This window comes from Pseudomonas sp. R3-57 (assembly GCF_051132065.1).
Classification (GTDB): Bacteria; Pseudomonadota; Gammaproteobacteria; order Pseudomonadales; family Pseudomonadaceae; genus Aquipseudomonas.
Genome location: NZ_CP071655.1, coordinates 4072865 through 4089159, shown reverse-complemented (window position 1 = coordinate 4089159; position 16295 = coordinate 4072865). Strand labels below are relative to the sequence as shown.

Sequence of the window (16295 nt, the reverse complement as noted above, 5' to 3'; positions counted from 1 at the left end):
CGAGCAGGCTCGCTCCCACAGGGGATGTGCAGTGTTCATGCGATCAGTGTGAGAGCGAGCCTGCTCGCGAAGGCTGCACCGCCGATCAATGGCCCATAAGCCAATGCTGATGCGGGCCGGGAAGGGTCCAGATACCAAACAGAATGACCAACAAACCGCCGGCCATCCGCACACTGCGCTTGCGCAAGATCGCGGTAACCCGCTCCGCCGCCAGCCCGGTCGCCAGCAACACTGGCCAGGTGCCCAAGCCAAACGCGAGCATCAGCAAGGCGCTGTCCAGTGCATTGCCTTGGCTTGCCGACCACAGCAACGTGCTGTAAACCAGCCCGCACGGCAGCCAGCCCCACAGCGCGCCGAGTAGCAAGGCGCGTGGCAGACTCGATACCGGCAGCAAGCGATTGGCCACGGGCTGAATGTAACGCCACAACCCGCGGCCAAGGCTTTCGATTCGCGTCAGCCCGCTCCACCAGCCGGCGAGATACAAGCCCATGGCGATCAACAGCAATCCCGCCAGTACGCGCATGAACAGCGCCGCCGGACTGTTGGCCACCGCCCAACCGGCGAGGCCGATGAGCAGGCCGGCCGTGGCATAGCTGAGAATCCGCCCGAGGTTGTACGCCAGCAGCAGACGAAAGCGTCGGCTGCGTTGCTCCTTGGGAATCGCCAGGGTCAGCGCGCCCATCAGGCCGCCGCACATGCCCAGGCAGTGGCCGCCGCCCAGCAGGCCAAGAATCAGGGCGGAAACCAGCAGTGGCGCCAGTTCAAGCATGCGGAGGCGCCTTGTCGTCCGGCTTGCTGGCGTTGATTTCGTCTACTGCAGCGGTGTGGTTCGGATCCTGATCATCGAACAGAATGCTGTGTGCCGGGCCGTCGAGGTCGTCGTACTGGCCGCTGTCCACGGCCCAGAAGAAGATGTACACGGCGATGGCCACGATCAGCAGTGCAGCGGGGATCATCACGTAGAGAGCTGGCATCGTTACTCCATGCCCGCGCGGCTCAGGCCGGCAGCGGGCGGGTTTCTGCACGGGTGCTGGTGTGCGGCGAACCCGGCAGGCGAGTCAGGCGCAGGGCGTTGAGCACCACGGTCAGCGAACTGATCGACATGCCGACCGCGGCCCATACCGGAGTGATCCAGCCGAGGGCGGCGAACGGCAACATGAGGCCATTGTACAGCGCCGCCCACAGCAGGTTTTCGATGATCACCCGGCGGGTACGGCGTGCCAATGTGAATGCTTGCACCAGAGCGTCGAGGCGGTTCGACAGCAATACCGCGTCGGCACTGGTTTTCGCCAGATCGGTGGCCGAGCCCATGGCCACGCTGATGTCGGCGGCCGCCAGCACCGGCACGTCGTTGACGCCGTCGCCGAGCATCAGCACTTTGCGTCCTTCCTTGTGCAGTTGTTGCAGCACTTGCAGCTTGTCGTCCGGGCGCAAACTGCCGCGCGCCTCGTCAATGCCCAGTTCGGCGGCGACGCTGGCGACCATCGGCGAGCTGTCGCCGGACAGCAGCAGCGTGCGCCAGCCGCGCGCCTTGCACGCGGCGAGCAGGGCGGGGGCATCGTCGCGCAGGCGATCATCGAGCACCAGCCACGCCAGCGGACCGCTTTCATCGCCAAGCAGTAACCATTGGCCTGGCTCATTCGGCATTGCCGGCACACTCGCAGCGCTCAGCGCGCAAACGAAATCTGCCTGACCAATGCGCAAACGCTGCCAGCCCACCGAACCTTCAAGGCCCAGTCCCGGCGTGCTGTGCACTTCATCAGCGGCCAGCGGCGCACGGCCGAAAGCGCGGGCGATCGGGTGTTCGGAGCGGTTTTCCAAGGCTGCGGCGAGGCTCAGGCATTGCTCGCTGTCGAGCGCGCCGAGAGGGCGGATCGAGCGCAGCACCAGGCGACCTTCGGTGAGGGTGCCGGTCTTGTCGAAAATCACCGTGTCGATCTGGTTCAAGCCTTCCAGCACATGCCCGCGGGTCAGCAGCAAACCGAGTTTGTGCAGGGTGCCGGTGGCGGCGGTGAGGGCGGTCGGGGTCGCCAGCGACAGGGCACAGGGGCAGGTCGCGACCAGCATCGCAAGCACGATCCAGAACGCCCGCGACGCGTCCAGTTGCCACCACAGCAGGCCGATGGCGGCAGCGGCGATCAGCGACAGCAGCAGGAACCATTGCGCGGCGCGGTCGGCGATTTCTGCCAGTCGCGGTTTCTCGGCCTGGGCGCGGTCGAGCAGACGGACGATCGCCGACAGGCGCGTGTCATGTCCCAACGCTTGAACTTCCACGGTCAACGCGCCTTCGACATTCAGCGTGCCGGCGGTGACGGCATCGCCCTGCGCGCGCGGTTGCGGCAGGTATTCGCCGGTCAGCAGCGATTCGTCGATACTCGACTGGCCGTCGATGATCTTGCCGTCCGCCGGCAAGACCGAGCCGGGCTGCACCAGAATCCGCTCGCCGACGCGCAGTTCGCTGAGCAGAATGCGCTCGCTCTGGCCGTTGGCATCCAGGCGCAAACACGAGGCTGGCAACAGATTGACCAATTGCGCGGTGGCGGCCGCGGTGCGCTCGCGGGCGCGCCGTTCCAGATAGCGACCAGCGAGCAGAAACAGCGCAAACATGCCGACCGCATCGAAATACAACTCGCCGACGCCAGTGATCGCCGTCCAGATCCCGGCGACGTATGCACTGCCGATCGCCAGCGAAACCGAAACGTCCATGGTCAGGTGGCGCGTGCGCAGGTCGCGCATTGCCCCTTTGAAAAACGGCGCGCAACTGTAGAACACAATTGGCGTGGTCAGAAACAGCGCGACCCAGCGCAGGATCGTGTGCAGCTCGGGGCTGAGGTCGATGTTGAATTCCGGCCACGTTGCCATGGTCGCCATCATCGCCTGAAACCACAGCAGCCCGGCGACGCCGAGCTGGCGCAGGGCACGGCGGTTTTCGCTGGCCAGTTGCTCACTGGCGCGGTCGGCCTGATAGGGGTGCGCGGCATAGCCGATGTGCCGCAGTTCAGCGAGGATCTGGCTCAGCGGTAACTGCGCGTCGGCCCAGCGCACGTGCAGGCGATGGTTGGACAGGTTCAATCGTGCTTCGGCGACGGCGGGCAGGGTGCGCAGGTGTTTCTCGATCAGCCAGCCGCAAGCGGCGCAACTGATGCCTTCCATCAACAGCGTGGTTTCAGCCAGCTCGCCTTCGTGGCGCACGAACGGTTGCTGGACGTCGGCGCGGTCGTACAGCGCCAGTTCGTCGGTCAATTGCACCGGCAGTGCTTCGGGGTTGGCCGAGGCTTCGCTGCGGTGTTGGTAATAGCTGTCCAGGCCACCAGCGACGATGGCTTCGGCCACGGCCTGACAGCCCGGGCAACAGAATTCGCGCGGTTGCCCGAGGACGACGGCGGTGAAGCGGCTGCCGGACGGGACGGGCAGGGCGCAGTGGTAGCAGGGGAGTGGGGTGGTCATGATGCGCGTTCCGATGATCGTTCCCACGCTCCGCGTGGGAATGCCTCCCCGGACGCTCCGCGTCCGCTTCGGCTGGGACGCAGAGCGTCCCTGGCTGCGTTCCCACGCAGAGCGTGGGAACGATCAGAGTAAGGCTTATTTTTTCAGGTCTTCCGCACCCTGCAACGGCTCATCGCCCAGCAGCAGTTCCGTGTCATGGCTGACCAGTTCTTCCTCGAACATGCGCCACACATGCTCATCCTGGCTACCCAGCAGCTCGACAAACCGGCGACCTTCAACCTTGTCGTTCAACTGACCGATGTAACGCCCGGTCTCGCTCTCGCTGCGAGCCAGAACAACTTTGCGATCCTTCTCCGGCTGCGTCGGTGAAATCAGGTTCAGCTCCAGCGTGTTCGGCTGACTGTCACCACTCAAGCGCAAGTCGACTTCGCCGGTGACATCGTCCAGATGCACCGCCGCGCGCATTTTCAGGGTTTGCGCCAGCAGTTCACGGTCCAGCGAACGGTTGATGCCTTTGCCGGCCTCGTAATAGTTGTCGTTGACCAGATTGTCCGGGTTGTTCACCGCAATCGTCACCATCGACAAGGTCAGCGCCACCGAGCAGGCCAGAATGCCGATGATGATCCACGGCCAGAGGTGCTTGTACCAGGGACTTGCAGCGTTTGCGGCAGACATATGCAGTTCTCTTAACGAATTTGGGGGCCGATGAATCGGCTCTTGGCTTCAACGTGGACGCTGTCGTCATCGGCATCTTCGAGGATGAATTCAACCTCGTTGGTACTCGACGGCAGTTGTTCCGGCGCGCTCGACAACTCCACCGGCATGCTGACGATATCGCCGGCCGCCACCTTGATTTCGCGCTTGCCTTGCAGGCGCAGGTCCGGCAGACCTTCGGCGTGCAGCACGTAGGTGTGGTCGCGCTGATCCTTGTTCATGATCTTCAGGCTGTAGACGTTTTCGATCCGGCCTTCGGCGTTTTCGCGGTACAGCACACGGTCCTTGCTGACGTCGAAACCGACCAGCGAGCGCATGAAGAAGGCAGTGACCAGCAAGCTGATCATCGCCAGCAACACCACCGCATAGCCGATCAGGCGTGGCCGCAGTTTATGGGTTTTCTGCCCGGACAGGTTGTGTTCGGTGGTGTAGCTGATCAGGCCGCGCGGGTAGTCCATCTTGTCCATGATGCTGTCGCAGGCATCGATGCACGCGGCGCAGCCGATGCACTCGATTTGCAGGCCGTCGCGAATGTCGATGCCGGTCGGGCAGACCTGCACGCACATCGTGCAGTCGATGCAATCGCCCAGGCCCAGCGCCTTGTAATCGATGCCTTTTTTGCGCGGGCCGCGGCTTTCACCCCGGCGCGGGTCGTAGGAAACGATCAGCGTGTCCTTGTCGAACATCACACTCTGAAAGCGCGCATACGGGCACATGTAGATGCACACCTGCTCACGCAACCAACCCGCGTTGCCGTACGTGGCGAGGGTGAAAAAACCGACCCAGAAATACGACCAGCCATCGGCCTGGCCGGTAAAGAACTCAATGACCAGTTCGCGGATCGGCGAGAAGTAGCCGACAAAGGTCATGCCGGTGACAAAACCGATCAGCAACCACAGTGCGTGTTTGGCCGCTTTGCGCAAAAACTTGTTGGCGCTCATCGGCGCCTTGTCGAGTTTGATCCGCTGGTTGCGGTCGCCTTCGGTGACCTTTTCGCACCACATGAAAATCCACGTCCACACACTTTGCGGGCAGGTGTAACCGCACCAGACCCGCCCGGCATACACGGTGATGAAGAACAGGCCGAACGCCGCAATGATCAACAGGCCGGAAAGCAAGATGAAATCCTGCGGCCAGAACGTCGCGCCAAAAATGAAGAACTTGCGCTCTGGCAGGTTCCACCACACGGCCTGATGACCGCCCCAGTTCAGCCACACCGTACCGAAATACAACAAGAACAGCGCCGCACCGCCGAGCATCCGCAGATTGCGGAACAGGCCGGTGAAGGCGCGGGTGTAGATTTTTTCGCGTGAAGCGTAAAGGTCGACGCTGTTGTTCGGGTTTTTGCTCGGTGGTGTGACGTCGTGTACCGGAATCTGGTTGCTCATCATTGCATCCCACGGCAGTGGAAAAATGCCCCGGTCGATACGTGCCAACCAAGGTCAAAAAGGGCTGTTGCAGTGGCGCGATGATACGCCTGTCGCTCTGGCTCAAGGGTGCGACCTTTGGTCGCGTTGGGGAAAAAACCTGAATGGTGTAGCGAATGCAGCAAAGCATGACGCAGGTCAATTGACTCGTTGAGTATGGACGGTTTTTGCCTCCCAGCTAGTTGAGTATTCCAGGCCTCGATCGGCCCGCCGCAACGTGGCTTGAAACCGCATCTGCACGTTTCATAAGGCACGAAACGTTATGTTTGATTGAAAAGTTTGTTGTTCGTATGTGCCGAGTTAATTTCCATCCTGTATGAAACAAGTGTTCTGGTAGTTGTTAGTGTGTGTGTCTGAAATATAACTACTTGATTGTTATTAATGAGTGCTTTGTACTTTTGGATGTTTTCGAATAAGTTTTGTTGGAGGCGAAGTGGTTCGCATGTTGGATAATTTAAATGGAGTTTAATGTATGCCTTTCAATAAGTTTGCAAGCGCCGTGCTGGGTCTGTGTTTACTGGCATCGGTTGTCTCGGCTCAGGCTGTAACGGGAACACCCAGGCACATGGTTTTTGCATCGGACACGCAATACCCGTGGACAGACAAGACGGATCGCGGGGACTTCGAAGCCGATTCCGAATTCAAGGCCCGCTCCAAGTGGCTGGTGGAAACGCAGTTGGCGAGCATCGCCGATTTCCGAAATCAGCACGGCTCTCTAGAGCAGGTTCCTTTGATGATCAACGGCGATATAACTGCCTTTGGTCATGGCTGGCAGCGGTCGTTCATGAACGAGATGTTGAATAAACACTTCAAGGGTGATTACTTGTACGGTTTGGGTAATCATGACTATGAAAATAATGTTGACGATTGTTTTACCAATAGTTGTGCGGCCGGAAGTATCGTCGAGTTCAAAGAGCATCATGAAGGTCGGGTCGACAGCTTTGATCTGCAAATCACCAGTGGATTCTTGAGCAAGACCTATTCAGGCAGCCTCGCTTATTCGAAGAATATTGGTGAAGTTCATATGGTTCAGCTCAATAACGATCCGTCTTATACGACCCGAATTGCTCACCCGCTGAACCCCACAACCTTTCAAATCAATGACGCGCTGGACTGGCTGGAAACCGATCTCAGACTCGCCCGGGTCTCGGGCTACGCGATCATCATCAATATGCATAAACCGTTCGGCGATAAAGTTTCCCCGGAGCAGAACAAGCGCTTCCTGGACATGATCAGCAAATATCAAGTGACGGCCATTTTCGCTGGCCATTTGCATCGGGACGGGGGAGACGCCTACTGGAAGGGGAACGTGCCAATGTTTTTGAGTGGCAGTACCTCTCAGCAGACCTATCTGACCGCCAGCTTTACCGATGACCGCAAGCAACTGGAAATCTATCTGGTGAAGAACAACCAGTGGCGCGATCGGACGCTGATCGACACCGTTGCGGTGCATTCGATCTTTGCCCAACGCCCATGAAAAAGCCCCGCCGATGACCAGGCGGGGTATTCATTTATCAGTTATTGGCAGCTATCCACGGGTTGATCAGCGGGACGCCGCTGAGTTGAAAGTCCGCAATGTTGCGAGTCACCAGCGTAAGCCCGTGCACAAGCGCGGTGGCGGCGATCAAGGCGTCGCATTCGCTGCTGCGGTCAGGTACATGCAATCGTGCGCATCGGGTGGCGACGATGGTATCGACCGGCAGGATTCTTCCAGAGAACGCTGGCTTGACGTGATGCTCCAGCCAGTTGCGCAACAGATGGCCTTGTAAAGGGTCGCGGCGTTCGATACGTAGAACGCCGGTTTCAAGTTCCAGCACAGTGATTGCGGATATATACAGGCTCGCCGGGGAAATGCTGTGTGCCCATGTCACCACATGCTGGTCGGCTTGGGTTTTTCGCAGCTCTGAAACTACGTTGGTATCCAGTAGGAACATCAAGAAAGGTCCACGCTACGAGGAGTGATGAGGGCGCGCTCGGGTTCGAACTCGATTTCTGGCGCATTCGGCATCACCAGCAGATCGGCGATGCTGGCCTGGCTGCCGGTCAGTTTGTGGTACTCCTCGATGCTCAGCAGTACATGGGCAGGCTTGCCCCGGTCGGTAATGATGACGGGACCTTGATGCGCGGCTTTTTTGGCAGCACTCGTGTCCTGATTGAATTCGCGGCTGGAAATGGTCGTGATGGCCATCATGTTCGGCCTCCGGATGATATTAAGTAGAAACGTTACTACCTCGGGCTTTCCCCGGCAATCGAAAAACTGGTTTGCGGACGATCGGTTTGTCACTGTCATAACGGCACCGGCGAAAGCCCACCCCCCGCCATAAGGGAGGGGCGCTGAGTTTGTGGGAGCATCAGGTGCGACTCACTGGCCTGTCAGGGCAATCTGCCGCCGCCGAGGCCGTCCAGACCGCCACCGTTACCGGGGCTGCTCAGGGTATTTTGCGATGTTGAGTGTTCGGGTTGTACCAACGGCGTTGCGGCTTTTGGCTGATCATCAGGGTGGGGTTGTGGTTGCGTTTGCAGCGTAGGTTCGTCTGTCTTCGACATCTGGCTTCATCCTTGAAGGTTCTCCGCGATGCGGCTCATCGCGATGAAAAAAACCTACAGGCCAGCGCTGCACCGGTCCATCAACCAAATGTCTCAAAGCGTGAATGCCGGCATGAAAAAGGCCCCGCCAATCGAAATTGGCGGGGCCTTTTTTGTGTCGAGCGTCGGCCTTATTCGGCGTTCGCCTCCGGTGCTTTTTCACCGTGGGACAGGCTGTAAACATACGCCGCAAGCAGGTGCACCTTGTCGTTGCCCTGCAGTTGTTCCTGCGCCGGCATCTGGCCCTGGCGGCCATAACGGATGGTCTGCTGCAGTTGCGCGAAGCTTGAGCCGTAGATGAATGCGCCCGGATGGGTCAGGTCAGGCGCGCCCATGGCCGGGGTACCTTTACCAGCAGGGCCGTGGCAGGCCACGCAGTTGGCGGCAAACAGCTTCTGCCCGTTGGCCGGATCGGCCTTGGTGCCTTCCGGCAGTTTGCGCCCGTCGAGGTTGGTCACGACAAACGCTGCCACGTCGGCCACGCCTTGCTCGCCGATCACTTCCGCCCACGCCGGCATCACCGCGTGGCGACCGCCCATGATGGTGGTCTTGATGGTTTCCGGCTCGCCGCCCCAGCGCCAGTCGGCGTCGGTCAGGTTAGGGAAGCCATAGGCACCCTTGGCGTCGGAGCCGTGGCACACCGAGCAGTTGGAGGCAAACAGGCGACCGCCCATTTTCAACGCTTGCGGGTCCTTGGCGACTTCTTCGATCGGCATCGCCGCGAACTTGGCGAAGATCGGGCCGAAGCGAGCGTCCGAACGGGCCATTTCCTTTTCCCATTCGTGCACGCCGGTCCAGCCGGTCTGGCCGTTGGCGAACGCGGTCTGCTTCTCGTTATCCAGATAGTTGTAGCCCGGCAGCAGACCTTTCCAGTTGCCCAGGCCCGGATACAGCACCAGATAACCCAAGGCGAAAATGATCGTGCCAACGAACAGCATGAACCACCATTTCGGCAGCGGGTTGTCGTACTCCTCGATCCCGTCGAAGGAGTGGCCGACCGTCTCGTCCGTCTGTTCGCTGCGCTGGCCCTTGCGGGTCGACAGCAACAGCCAGGTCAGGGCGAAGATCGTACCGAGACTGAGGACTGTGACGTACAGACTCCAGAATGTAGTCATTCTTTGTTACTCCTAGAAGCTTGCTCGACGTGCTTGATGGCTTCTGGATCATCCGCAAAAGGCAACAAGGTCGCGTCGTCAAACTCCGACTTGCGCTTGGGGCTGAACACCCACAAGGCCAGACCGATGAAGGCCACCATCACGACAACGGTGCCCAGGCCGCGAATCATCCCGATATCCATCAGATTCACCGTTTGCTTTTGATGATGGTGCCCAGGCCTTGCAGATAGGCCACCAGCGCGTCCATTTCGGTTTTGCCCTTCACCGCATCCTGTGCGCCGGCGATGTCTTCGTCGGTGTAAGGGACGCCGAGGGTGCGCAACACTTCCATTTTCTTCGCGGTTTCCTTGCCGTCGAGCTTGTTCTCCACGAGGAAGGGGTACGCCGGCATTTTCGACTCGGGCACCACGTTGCGCGGGTTGTACAAGTGCGCACGTTGCCAGTCATCGGAGTAACGACCGCCCACTCGGGCCAGATCCGGGCCGGTACGTTTGGAACCCCACAGGAACGGGTGGTCCCAGACGCTTTCACCGGCAACCGAGTAGTGGCCATAGCGTTCGGTTTCCGCGCGGAACGGACGGATCATCTGCGAGTGGCAGCCGACACAACCGTTGGCGATGTAGACGTCGCGGCCTTCCAGCTCCAGGGCCGAGCGTGGTTTCATGCCCTCGACCGGCTTGTTGGTGACGTCCTGAAAGAACAGCGGAACGATCTGGGTCAGGCCACCGACGCTGACGGCGATAACCATGAAGAAGGCCAGCAGGCCAATATTCTTCTCGACAGCTTCATGCTTCATCAGTGAGCTCCAACGACGGCAATCTTGGCGGCGGCTTCGGCTTCAACCGGATCCGACGCGCGTACGGTGCGGTACACGTTGTAAGCCATCAGCAGCATGCCGCTGGCAAAGAACGCCCCGCCCAGCGCACGGACGATGAAGCCCGGGTGGCTGGCCTGCAGCGCTTCGACGAACGAGTAGGTGAGGGTGCCGTCATCGTTGATTGCACGCCACATCAGGCCCTGGGTGATGCCGTTGACCCACATCGAAGCGATGTACAGCACGGTGCCAATGGTCGCGAGCCAGAAGTGCGCGTTGATCAGGCCGGTGCTGTGCATCTGCGCACGGCCGAACAGTTTAGGAATCATGTGGTAGATCGCGCCGATCGAGATCATCGCTACCCAGCCGAGAGCGCCGGCGTGTACGTGGCCGATGGTCCAGTCGGTGTAGTGCGAAAGCGAGTTAACGGTCTTGATCGCCATCATCGGGCCTTCGAAGGTCGACATGCCGTAGAACGCCAGCGATACCACGAGGAACCGCAGGATCGGGTCGGTGCGCAATTTATGCCAGGCGCCCGACAGGGTCATCATGCCGTTGATCATGCCGCCCCAGCTTGGCGCCAGGAGAATGATCGACATCGCCATGCCCAGCGATTGCGCCCAGTCCGGCAGGGCGGTGTAGTGCAGGTGGTGCGGGCCGGCCCAGATGTACAGGGTGATCAATGCCCAGAAGTGCACGATCGACAGGCGATAGGAGTAGATCGGGCGTTCGGCCTGTTTCGGCACGAAGTAGTACATCATCCCGAGGAAACCGGTGGTGAGGAAGAAGCCCACCGCGTTGTGCCCGTACCACCACTGGATCATCGCATCGGTCGCGCCCGAGTAGGCCGAGTACGACTTGAACAGGCTGACCGGTAGCGACATGTGGTTGACGATGTGCAGCATCGCCGTCACGACAATAAACGCGCCGTAGAACCAGTTACCGACATAGATGTGCCTGGTTTTGCGCTTGGTGATGGTGCCGAAGAACACCAGACCGTAGGTGACCCAGACAATCGCCAGCAGAATCGCAATCGGCCATTCCAGCTCGGCGTATTCCTTGGTGGTGGTGTAACCCAGCGGCAAGGTAACGATGGCGCCGACGATCACCGCTTGCCAGCCCCAGAAGGTGAAGGCCGCGAGGCTGTCGGAAATCAGTCGCGTCTGGCAGGTTCGCTGCACGACATAGTAGGAAGTGGCGAACAGTGCACAACCACCGAAGGCAAAAATCACCAGGTTTGTGTGCAACGGGCGCAAGCGTCCAAAGCTCGTCCACGGCAGACCGAAGTTCAGTTCCGGCCAGACCAGTTGCGAGGCGATGAAAACACCGAGCCCCATGCCAAGGATCCCCCAGACCACCGTCATGATGGCGAACTGGCGGACTACCTTATAGTTATAAGCAGTCGGACTGATTGCTGTGCTCATTCTAAGGTTCCACGGTTTGGGTATTTTTATAGGGATAAAATCGGCCGCAAGTATGTATAAAGCAGGGGGTCATTGCAACGCGCCATGACCTGGGTCAATGCTTTCCAACGCTGATTCTGCGGCCTTTCCATGTGCCGCGTAGGGTCAAAAATGACCTCTGTCAAAATGTCGCGGTGAGTGAAAAAAATGCTGGGTCCGCATCGCCGTCAACGATGCCTGCTCAAAGGTCTTGATCGGGTTTCGGAAGGCAATCGGCGTAACAGCCGTTAACTGCCTGCCTTTGCGGCAAATCCACAAGCCGCTTCATCGGACGCTTCGCTCGGTGGGCAGTTGAAACCGTCACGCGCCGGTCTGCTTTCGAACAAGCGTAGACCCGAATCAGGCGAACCGAAAGGTGAGGTGGGAAGGGGTGCGACAATGCGTCGCAAGGGGGAAGGAAACTGCCGCGACGGAAAAGTCGCGGCGGTTGTGTACGCAAGAGTTATTTAATTTTGTCTTCAGTTGCAAGTTTAGTTGTATTCAATCTGTGGCTAAGGCTGTACACATAAGCGGCAAGCAACTGCACTTTGTCGTTGCCCAGCAACTCGTTCTGCGCTGGCATGTGTCCTTGGCGACCGTGGCGAATGGTCTGCTCCAATTGCGTCAGGCTGGTGCCGTAAATGAAGCCGGCCGGATGGGTCAGGTTCGGCGCGCCCATCGCGGCAGTGCCTCGGCCGGTTGCACCGTGGCAAGCCACACAAGTGGTGCTGAACGCCTGCTGCCCGGCCTGCAGATCCGCCTTGTTGTCGGCGGGTAGCGGCAGGCCGGCCAGTTCGTGGCGCACATAGGCGGCAACGTTTTTCACTCCGGCCTCACCGAGCAGTTCGCCCCAGGCCGGCATCGCCGCCATCCGCCCACCCATGATGGTGGTCTTGATGGTTTCGGCATCGCCGCCCCAGCGCCAGTCACTGTCGGCGAGGTTAGGGAAGCCGAACGCGCCCTTGGCATCCGAGCCGTGGCACACCGAGCAGTTGGAGGCAAACAGACGGCCGCCCATTTTCAGCGCCTGCGGGTCCTTGGCCACTTCTTCCAGCGGCATCGCCGCGAACCTGGCGAAGATCGGTCCGAAGCGGGCGTCGGCCTTGTTCATTTCCTTTTCCCATTCATGCGCGCCGGTCCAGCCATCCTCGTAACCGGGCAGGATGCCTTTCCAGTTGCCCAGGCCCGGATACAGAATCAGATAACCTACGGCGAACACCAGCGTGCCGGCGAACAGCATGAACCACCACTGCGGCAGCGGGTTGTCGTACTCCTCGATGCCGTCGAAGCTGTGGCCCATGGTCTGGTCGACGCTGCCTTTGGTCTCGCCCCGGCGGGTGCCGATCAGCAGCCAGGTCAGGCCGATCAGGCTGCCAATGGTCAGTACGCAGATCCACGTACTCCAGAAGGTGGTCATGGCCGGGTACTCCTTGTTTCAGAGGCGGGGGTTGTGTCGGGTAGTGGTTCGTCGGCGAACGGCAGCAGGCGTGCTTCGGCAAACTCCGGCGTGCGCTTGCGGTTGAATACCCACAATGTCAGGCCAACGAAAGCGACGAACACCACGACCGTGCCGAGGCCGCGTATCAGGCCAGTGCTCATTTCAATGACCATGGCTCACCTCTTGCTCTTGATCGCAGTGCCGAGCACTTGCAGGTAGGCGACGAGGGCGTCCATTTCGGTCTTGCCCTTGAGACTGGCGACCGCGCCGCTGATGTCGTCGTCGGTGTACGGCACGCCGAGGGTGCGCATGGTGTTCAGCTTGGTTTCGGTGTGGCTGCTGTCGACCGCTTGCGTGACCAGCCACGGGTAGGCCGGCATCTTCGACTCCGGTACGACGTTGCGCGGGTTGTACAGGTGCGCGCGGTGCCAGTCATCCGAGTAGCGCGCGCCGACCCGGGCGAGGTCTGGCCCAGTACGTTTCGAGCCCCACAGGAACGGGTGATCCCAGACGCTCTCACCGGCCACCGAGTAGTGCCCGTAGCGCTCGGTTTCGGCGCGGAACGGACGGATCATCTGCGAATGGCAACCGACGCAGCCTTCGCGGATATAGATGTCGCGACCTTCCAGTTGCAGCGCGGTGTAAGGCTTCATTCCTTCCACCGGTTTGTTGGTGACGTCCTGGAAGAACAGCGGGACGATCTGGGTCAGGCCGCCGATGCTCACGGCGAACACCATCAGCAGCATCAGCAGGCCGACGTTCTTTTCTATCGTTTCGTGTTTCATGGCGAACTCCTCAGGCCATCTGCGCGGCAGCGACGACGTCGGCAGGCTGCGAGGCCCGCACGGTGCGCCAGGTGTTGTAAGCCATCAGCAACATGCCGCTCAGGAAAATCGCCCCGCCAATCAGCCGCACGACAAAGCCCGGATGGCTGGCCACCAGGGTTTCGACGAAGGAGTAAGTCAGCGTGCCGTCTTCGTTGATCGCGCGCCACATCAGGCCCTGGGCGATGCCGTTGACCCACATCGAAGCGATGTACAGCACGGTGCCGATGGTCGCGAGCCAGAAATGCGCGTTGATCAGACCGATGCTGTGCATCTGCGCTTTGCCGAAGATTTTCGGGATCATGTGGTACAGCGCGCCGATCGAAATCATCGCCACCCAGCCGAGGGCGCCGGCGTGAACGTGGCCGATGGTCCAGTCGGTGTAGTGCGAAAGCGAGTTGACGGTCTTGATCGCCATCATCGGCCCTTCGAAGGTCGACATGCCGTAGAACGCCAGCGACACCACGAGGAAGCGCAGGATCGGGTCGCTGCGCAACTTATGCCAGGCGCCCGAGAGGGTCATCATGCCGTTGATCATGCCGCCCCAGCTCGGCGCCAGCAGAATCAGCGACATCACCATGCCCAGCGATTGCGCCCAGTCCGGCAGGGCGGTGTAGTGCAGGTGGTGCGGACCGGCCCAGATGTACAGAGTGATCAATGCCCAGAAGTGCACGATCGACAGGCGATACGAATACACCGGACGCTCGGCCTGCTTCGGCACGAAGTAATACATCATGCCGAGGAAGCCTGCGGTGAGGAAGAAGCCCACGGCGTTGTGGCCGTACCACCACTGCACCATGGCGTCGGTCGCGCCGGCGTACAGCGAGTAGGACTTGGTGAAACTCACCGGCAATTCAAGGTTGTTGACGATGTGCAGAATCGCCACGGTGATGATGAATGCGCCGAAGAACCAGTTGCCAACATAAATGTGCTTGGTCTTGCGCTGCATGATCGTGCCGAAGAACACGATGGCGTAGGCGACCCAGACGATGGTGATCAAGATGTCAATTGGCCATTCCAGCTCGGCGTATTCCTTGGAACTGGTGTAACCCAGCGGCAGGCTGATCGCCGCCAGCAGGATCACCAGTTGCCAGCCCCAGAAGCAGAACGCGGCGATTTTCGGTGCAAACAGTTGCGTCTGACAGGTGCGTTGCACCGAGTAGAACGAACTGGCGAACAATGCACAGCCACCGAAAGCGAAGATCACCGCGTTGGTGTGCAGCGGGCGCAGGCGACCGAAACTGGTCCAGGGCAAATCGAAGTTGAGTTGCGGCCAGACCAATTGCGCCGCGAGAAAAACCCCGAGGCCCATGCCGACGATGCCCCACACCACCGTCATAATGGCGAATTGGCGGACCACCTTGTAGTTGTAGGCGGTACTGATAGAAGTGTTCATGGTTCCCCATCCACGGTTCAGCCGAAGTGAGCGCGCGCAAACCGCGCGAATCCTTCGCCTGGAGTTATAGGCAGACTAAAAGCGAGGCAAGCATGGACAAACAGCACAAGGCCAGTATTGACGGGGATCAATGGGCGCAGTGTGTGCGTGATCATGGGTGGCTGTGGGACGCCGCTGTGGGTGAGGCTTCGACGACGTTGATCCTGGCGCATGGGGCGGGGGCGCCGATGGACAGCGATTGGATGAACGACATGGCTGGGCGCCTTGCCGGGCTTGGGGTCAACGTGTTGCGGTTTGAGTTTCCCTATATGGCGCAGCGGCGGGTTGACGGTGTGAAGCGGCCGCCCAATCCTGCGGCGAAACTGTTGGAGTGCTGGCGGGAGGTGTTTGCGGTTGTTCGGCGCCAGGTCGCTGGGGTTTTGGCGGTTGGCGGGAAATCAATGGGCGGGCGGATGGCCAGTTTGCTGGCGAATGAGTTGGGTGGGGATGCGTTGGTGTGTCTGGGGTATCCGTTTTATGCGGCGGGGAAACCGGAGAAGCCGCGGGTTGAGCATTTGGCTTCTTTGCAGACTCGGACGCTGATTGTGCAAGGCGAACGGGATGCTCTCGGCAATCGGGACGCTGTCGAGGCTTACGACCTATCGCCAAGTATTGAGGTGTTTTGGTTGGCCTCCGGGGACCATGATTTGAAGCCGCTCAAGGCTTCTGGCTTTGCGCATTCGGATCATTTGGCGAGTGCTGCGCAGAAAGTGGCTGAATTTCTCCGCAATTGATTTTGAGCCGGGCCGAAATTTTGAACCGCATGAAGATCTGCCCCCTTTCCCCCTCGCCCCCTTGGGGGAGAGGGTCGAGGTGAGGGGGTTCGCTTTTGATCTTGCTTTCGAGGGCATATCCGTTGCTGCGGTAACGGCTGCTTACGGTTCCGCCCTGACGGCGGGTCACCTTTTTCAAACGCCAAAAAGGTAACCCAAAACGCTTGCTCCTACGTCCGGCCCCTCGCAGGCTCGGGGTCCCTTCGCTCCGGGACTGATCCGGGCGCAGCGGCTACGGTTTGCTGCGCTGCACCTCCTTCCGCTGTGTCTGGCTGCGCCA

Annotated in this window: 18 protein-coding genes; 2 read left to right on the top strand and 16 right to left on the bottom strand. The window is 60.1% G+C overall.

Annotation, left to right across the window (positions count from 1 at the left end; all coding sequences use genetic code 11):
* Positions 1-85: 85 nt before the first annotated feature.
* The 5 genes from J3P93_RS18355 to ccoG form a co-directional block, all read right to left on the bottom strand.
* Complete coding sequence (locus tag J3P93_RS18355; protein ID WP_016984739.1) at positions 86-769, bottom strand: sulfite exporter TauE/SafE family protein; 684 nt, start codon at positions 767-769, stop codon at positions 86-88.
* The gene (gene ccoS, locus J3P93_RS18350; protein ID WP_434590459.1) at positions 762-974 is read right to left on the bottom strand and encodes a cbb3-type cytochrome oxidase assembly protein CcoS; all 213 of its coding nucleotides are present in this window, start codon (positions 972-974) and stop codon (positions 762-764) included. Before ccoS ends, J3P93_RS18355 begins: the two co-directional genes overlap by 8 nt.
* 22 nt (positions 975-996) lie before the next feature.
* Entirely contained in the window at positions 997-3447 is a 2451-nt protein-coding gene (locus tag J3P93_RS18345) for a heavy metal translocating P-type ATPase (protein WP_434590456.1), read from the bottom strand.
* A gap of 135 nt (positions 3448-3582) precedes the next feature.
* Positions 3583-4122 (bottom strand): FixH family protein, encoded by a 540-nt coding sequence (locus J3P93_RS18340; protein ID WP_434590453.1) that lies wholly within the window; start codon positions 4120-4122, stop codon positions 3583-3585.
* An 11-nt stretch (positions 4123-4133) separates the two neighbouring features.
* The gene (ccoG, locus tag J3P93_RS18335; protein WP_434590451.1) at positions 4134-5549 is read right to left on the bottom strand and encodes a cytochrome c oxidase accessory protein CcoG; all 1416 of its coding nucleotides are present in this window, start codon (positions 5547-5549) and stop codon (positions 4134-4136) included.
* A 511-nt stretch (positions 5550-6060) separates the two neighbouring features.
* On the opposite strand from ccoG, the gene J3P93_RS18330 reads away from it, so the two are divergent.
* Entirely contained in the window at positions 6061-7065 is a 1005-nt protein-coding gene (locus J3P93_RS18330; protein ID WP_434590448.1) for a metallophosphoesterase family protein, read from the top strand.
* Positions 7066-7102: 37 nt separating this feature from the next.
* Here J3P93_RS18330 and J3P93_RS18325 read toward each other — a convergent pair whose 3' ends face one another.
* The 11 genes from J3P93_RS18325 to ccoN (J3P93_RS18275) all read right to left on the bottom strand — a co-directional run bounded on the left by J3P93_RS18325 (position 7103) and on the right by ccoN (J3P93_RS18275) (position 15203).
* Positions 7103-7522 carry a type II toxin-antitoxin system VapC family toxin gene (locus tag J3P93_RS18325; protein ID WP_434590445.1) on the bottom strand — a complete coding sequence of 140 codons (420 nt, stop codon included), beginning with the start codon at positions 7520-7522 and terminating at the stop codon, positions 7103-7105.
* On the bottom strand, positions 7522-7776 hold the full coding sequence (locus J3P93_RS18320; protein WP_434598432.1) for a type II toxin-antitoxin system Phd/YefM family antitoxin: 255 nt from the start codon (positions 7774-7776) through the stop codon (positions 7522-7524). The genes J3P93_RS18325 and J3P93_RS18320 overlap by 1 nt, the downstream gene beginning before the upstream one ends.
* A 185-nt stretch (positions 7777-7961) precedes the next feature.
* Complete coding sequence (locus J3P93_RS18315) at positions 7962-8135, bottom strand: hypothetical protein (RefSeq protein WP_434590442.1); 174 nt, start codon at positions 8133-8135, stop codon at positions 7962-7964.
* Positions 8136-8305: 170 nt separating this feature from the next.
* A complete protein-coding gene (gene ccoP, locus J3P93_RS18310; protein WP_101157381.1) occupies positions 8306-9289 on the bottom strand; it encodes a cytochrome-c oxidase, cbb3-type subunit III in 984 nt (327 codons plus the stop codon).
* Positions 9286-9471, bottom strand: a complete 186-nt coding sequence (locus J3P93_RS18305; protein WP_003183474.1) for a CcoQ/FixQ family Cbb3-type cytochrome c oxidase assembly chaperone — start codon at positions 9469-9471, stop codon at positions 9286-9288. Before J3P93_RS18305 ends, ccoP (J3P93_RS18310) begins: the two co-directional genes overlap by 4 nt.
* A gap of 5 nt (positions 9472-9476) precedes the next feature.
* On the bottom strand, positions 9477-10085 hold the full coding sequence (gene ccoO, locus J3P93_RS18300) for a cytochrome-c oxidase, cbb3-type subunit II (RefSeq protein ID WP_007917161.1): 609 nt from the start codon (positions 10083-10085) through the stop codon (positions 9477-9479).
* On the bottom strand, positions 10085-11527 hold the full coding sequence (gene ccoN / locus J3P93_RS18295; protein ID WP_434590439.1) for a cytochrome-c oxidase, cbb3-type subunit I: 1443 nt from the start codon (positions 11525-11527) through the stop codon (positions 10085-10087). Before ccoN (J3P93_RS18295) ends, ccoO (J3P93_RS18300) begins: the two co-directional genes overlap by 1 nt.
* Before the next feature lie 481 nt (positions 11528-12008).
* A complete protein-coding gene (gene ccoP, locus J3P93_RS18290) occupies positions 12009-12962 on the bottom strand; it encodes a cytochrome-c oxidase, cbb3-type subunit III (RefSeq protein ID WP_434590436.1) in 954 nt (317 codons plus the stop codon).
* On the bottom strand, positions 12959-13156 hold the full coding sequence (locus J3P93_RS18285) for a cbb3-type cytochrome oxidase subunit 3 (RefSeq protein ID WP_434590433.1): 198 nt from the start codon (positions 13154-13156) through the stop codon (positions 12959-12961). Before J3P93_RS18285 ends, ccoP (J3P93_RS18290) begins: the two co-directional genes overlap by 4 nt.
* A 3-nt stretch (positions 13157-13159) precedes the next feature.
* Complete coding sequence (ccoO, locus tag J3P93_RS18280) at positions 13160-13768, bottom strand: cytochrome-c oxidase, cbb3-type subunit II (RefSeq protein ID WP_434590431.1); 609 nt, start codon at positions 13766-13768, stop codon at positions 13160-13162.
* 10 nt (positions 13769-13778) lie between these two features.
* Positions 13779-15203 (bottom strand): cytochrome-c oxidase, cbb3-type subunit I, encoded by a 1425-nt coding sequence (gene ccoN / locus J3P93_RS18275; RefSeq protein ID WP_434590429.1) that lies wholly within the window; start codon positions 15201-15203, stop codon positions 13779-13781.
* Between the two features lie 92 nt (positions 15204-15295).
* On the opposite strand from ccoN (J3P93_RS18275), the gene J3P93_RS18270 reads away from it, so the two are divergent.
* Complete coding sequence (locus J3P93_RS18270) at positions 15296-15976, top strand: alpha/beta family hydrolase (RefSeq protein ID WP_434590426.1); 681 nt, start codon at positions 15296-15298, stop codon at positions 15974-15976.
* Positions 15977-16295: the final 319 nt, after the last annotated feature.

Coding starts and splice junctions, on each gene's coding strand:
- J3P93_RS18355 (WP_016984739.1), bottom strand. CDS start 769: ATGCTTGAACTGGCGCCACTGCTGGTTTCCGCCCTGATTCTTGGCCTG.
- ccoS (WP_434590459.1), bottom strand. CDS start 974: ATGCCAGCTCTCTACGTGATGATCCCCGCTGCACTGCTGATCGTGGCC.
- J3P93_RS18345 (WP_434590456.1), bottom strand. CDS start 3,447: ATGACCACCCCACTCCCCTGCTACCACTGCGCCCTGCCCGTCCCGTCC.
- J3P93_RS18340 (WP_434590453.1), bottom strand. CDS start 4,122: ATGTCTGCCGCAAACGCTGCAAGTCCCTGGTACAAGCACCTCTGGCCG.
- ccoG (WP_434590451.1), bottom strand. CDS start 5,549: ATGAGCAACCAGATTCCGGTACACGACGTCACACCACCGAGCAAAAAC.
- J3P93_RS18330 (WP_434590448.1), top strand. CDS start 6,061: ATGCCTTTCAATAAGTTTGCAAGCGCCGTGCTGGGTCTGTGTTTACTG.
- J3P93_RS18325 (WP_434590445.1), bottom strand. CDS start 7,522: ATGTTCCTACTGGATACCAACGTAGTTTCAGAGCTGCGAAAAACCCAA.
- J3P93_RS18320 (WP_434598432.1), bottom strand. CDS start 7,776: ATGGCCATCACGACCATTTCCAGCCGCGAATTCAATCAGGACACGAGT.
- J3P93_RS18315 (WP_434590442.1), bottom strand. CDS start 8,135: ATGTCGAAGACAGACGAACCTACGCTGCAAACGCAACCACAACCCCAC.
- ccoP (WP_101157381.1), bottom strand. CDS start 9,289: ATGACTACATTCTGGAGTCTGTACGTCACAGTCCTCAGTCTCGGTACG.
- J3P93_RS18305 (WP_003183474.1), bottom strand. CDS start 9,471: ATGGATATCGGGATGATTCGCGGCCTGGGCACCGTTGTCGTGATGGTG.
- ccoO (WP_007917161.1), bottom strand. CDS start 10,085: ATGAAGCATGAAGCTGTCGAGAAGAATATTGGCCTGCTGGCCTTCTTC.
- ccoN (WP_434590439.1), bottom strand. CDS start 11,527: ATGAGCACAGCAATCAGTCCGACTGCTTATAACTATAAGGTAGTCCGC.
- ccoP (WP_434590436.1), bottom strand. CDS start 12,962: ATGACCACCTTCTGGAGTACGTGGATCTGCGTACTGACCATTGGCAGC.
- J3P93_RS18285 (WP_434590433.1), bottom strand. CDS start 13,156: ATGGTCATTGAAATGAGCACTGGCCTGATACGCGGCCTCGGCACGGTC.
- ccoO (WP_434590431.1), bottom strand. CDS start 13,768: ATGAAACACGAAACGATAGAAAAGAACGTCGGCCTGCTGATGCTGCTG.
- ccoN (WP_434590429.1), bottom strand. CDS start 15,203: ATGAACACTTCTATCAGTACCGCCTACAACTACAAGGTGGTCCGCCAA.
- J3P93_RS18270 (WP_434590426.1), top strand. CDS start 15,296: ATGGACAAACAGCACAAGGCCAGTATTGACGGGGATCAATGGGCGCAG.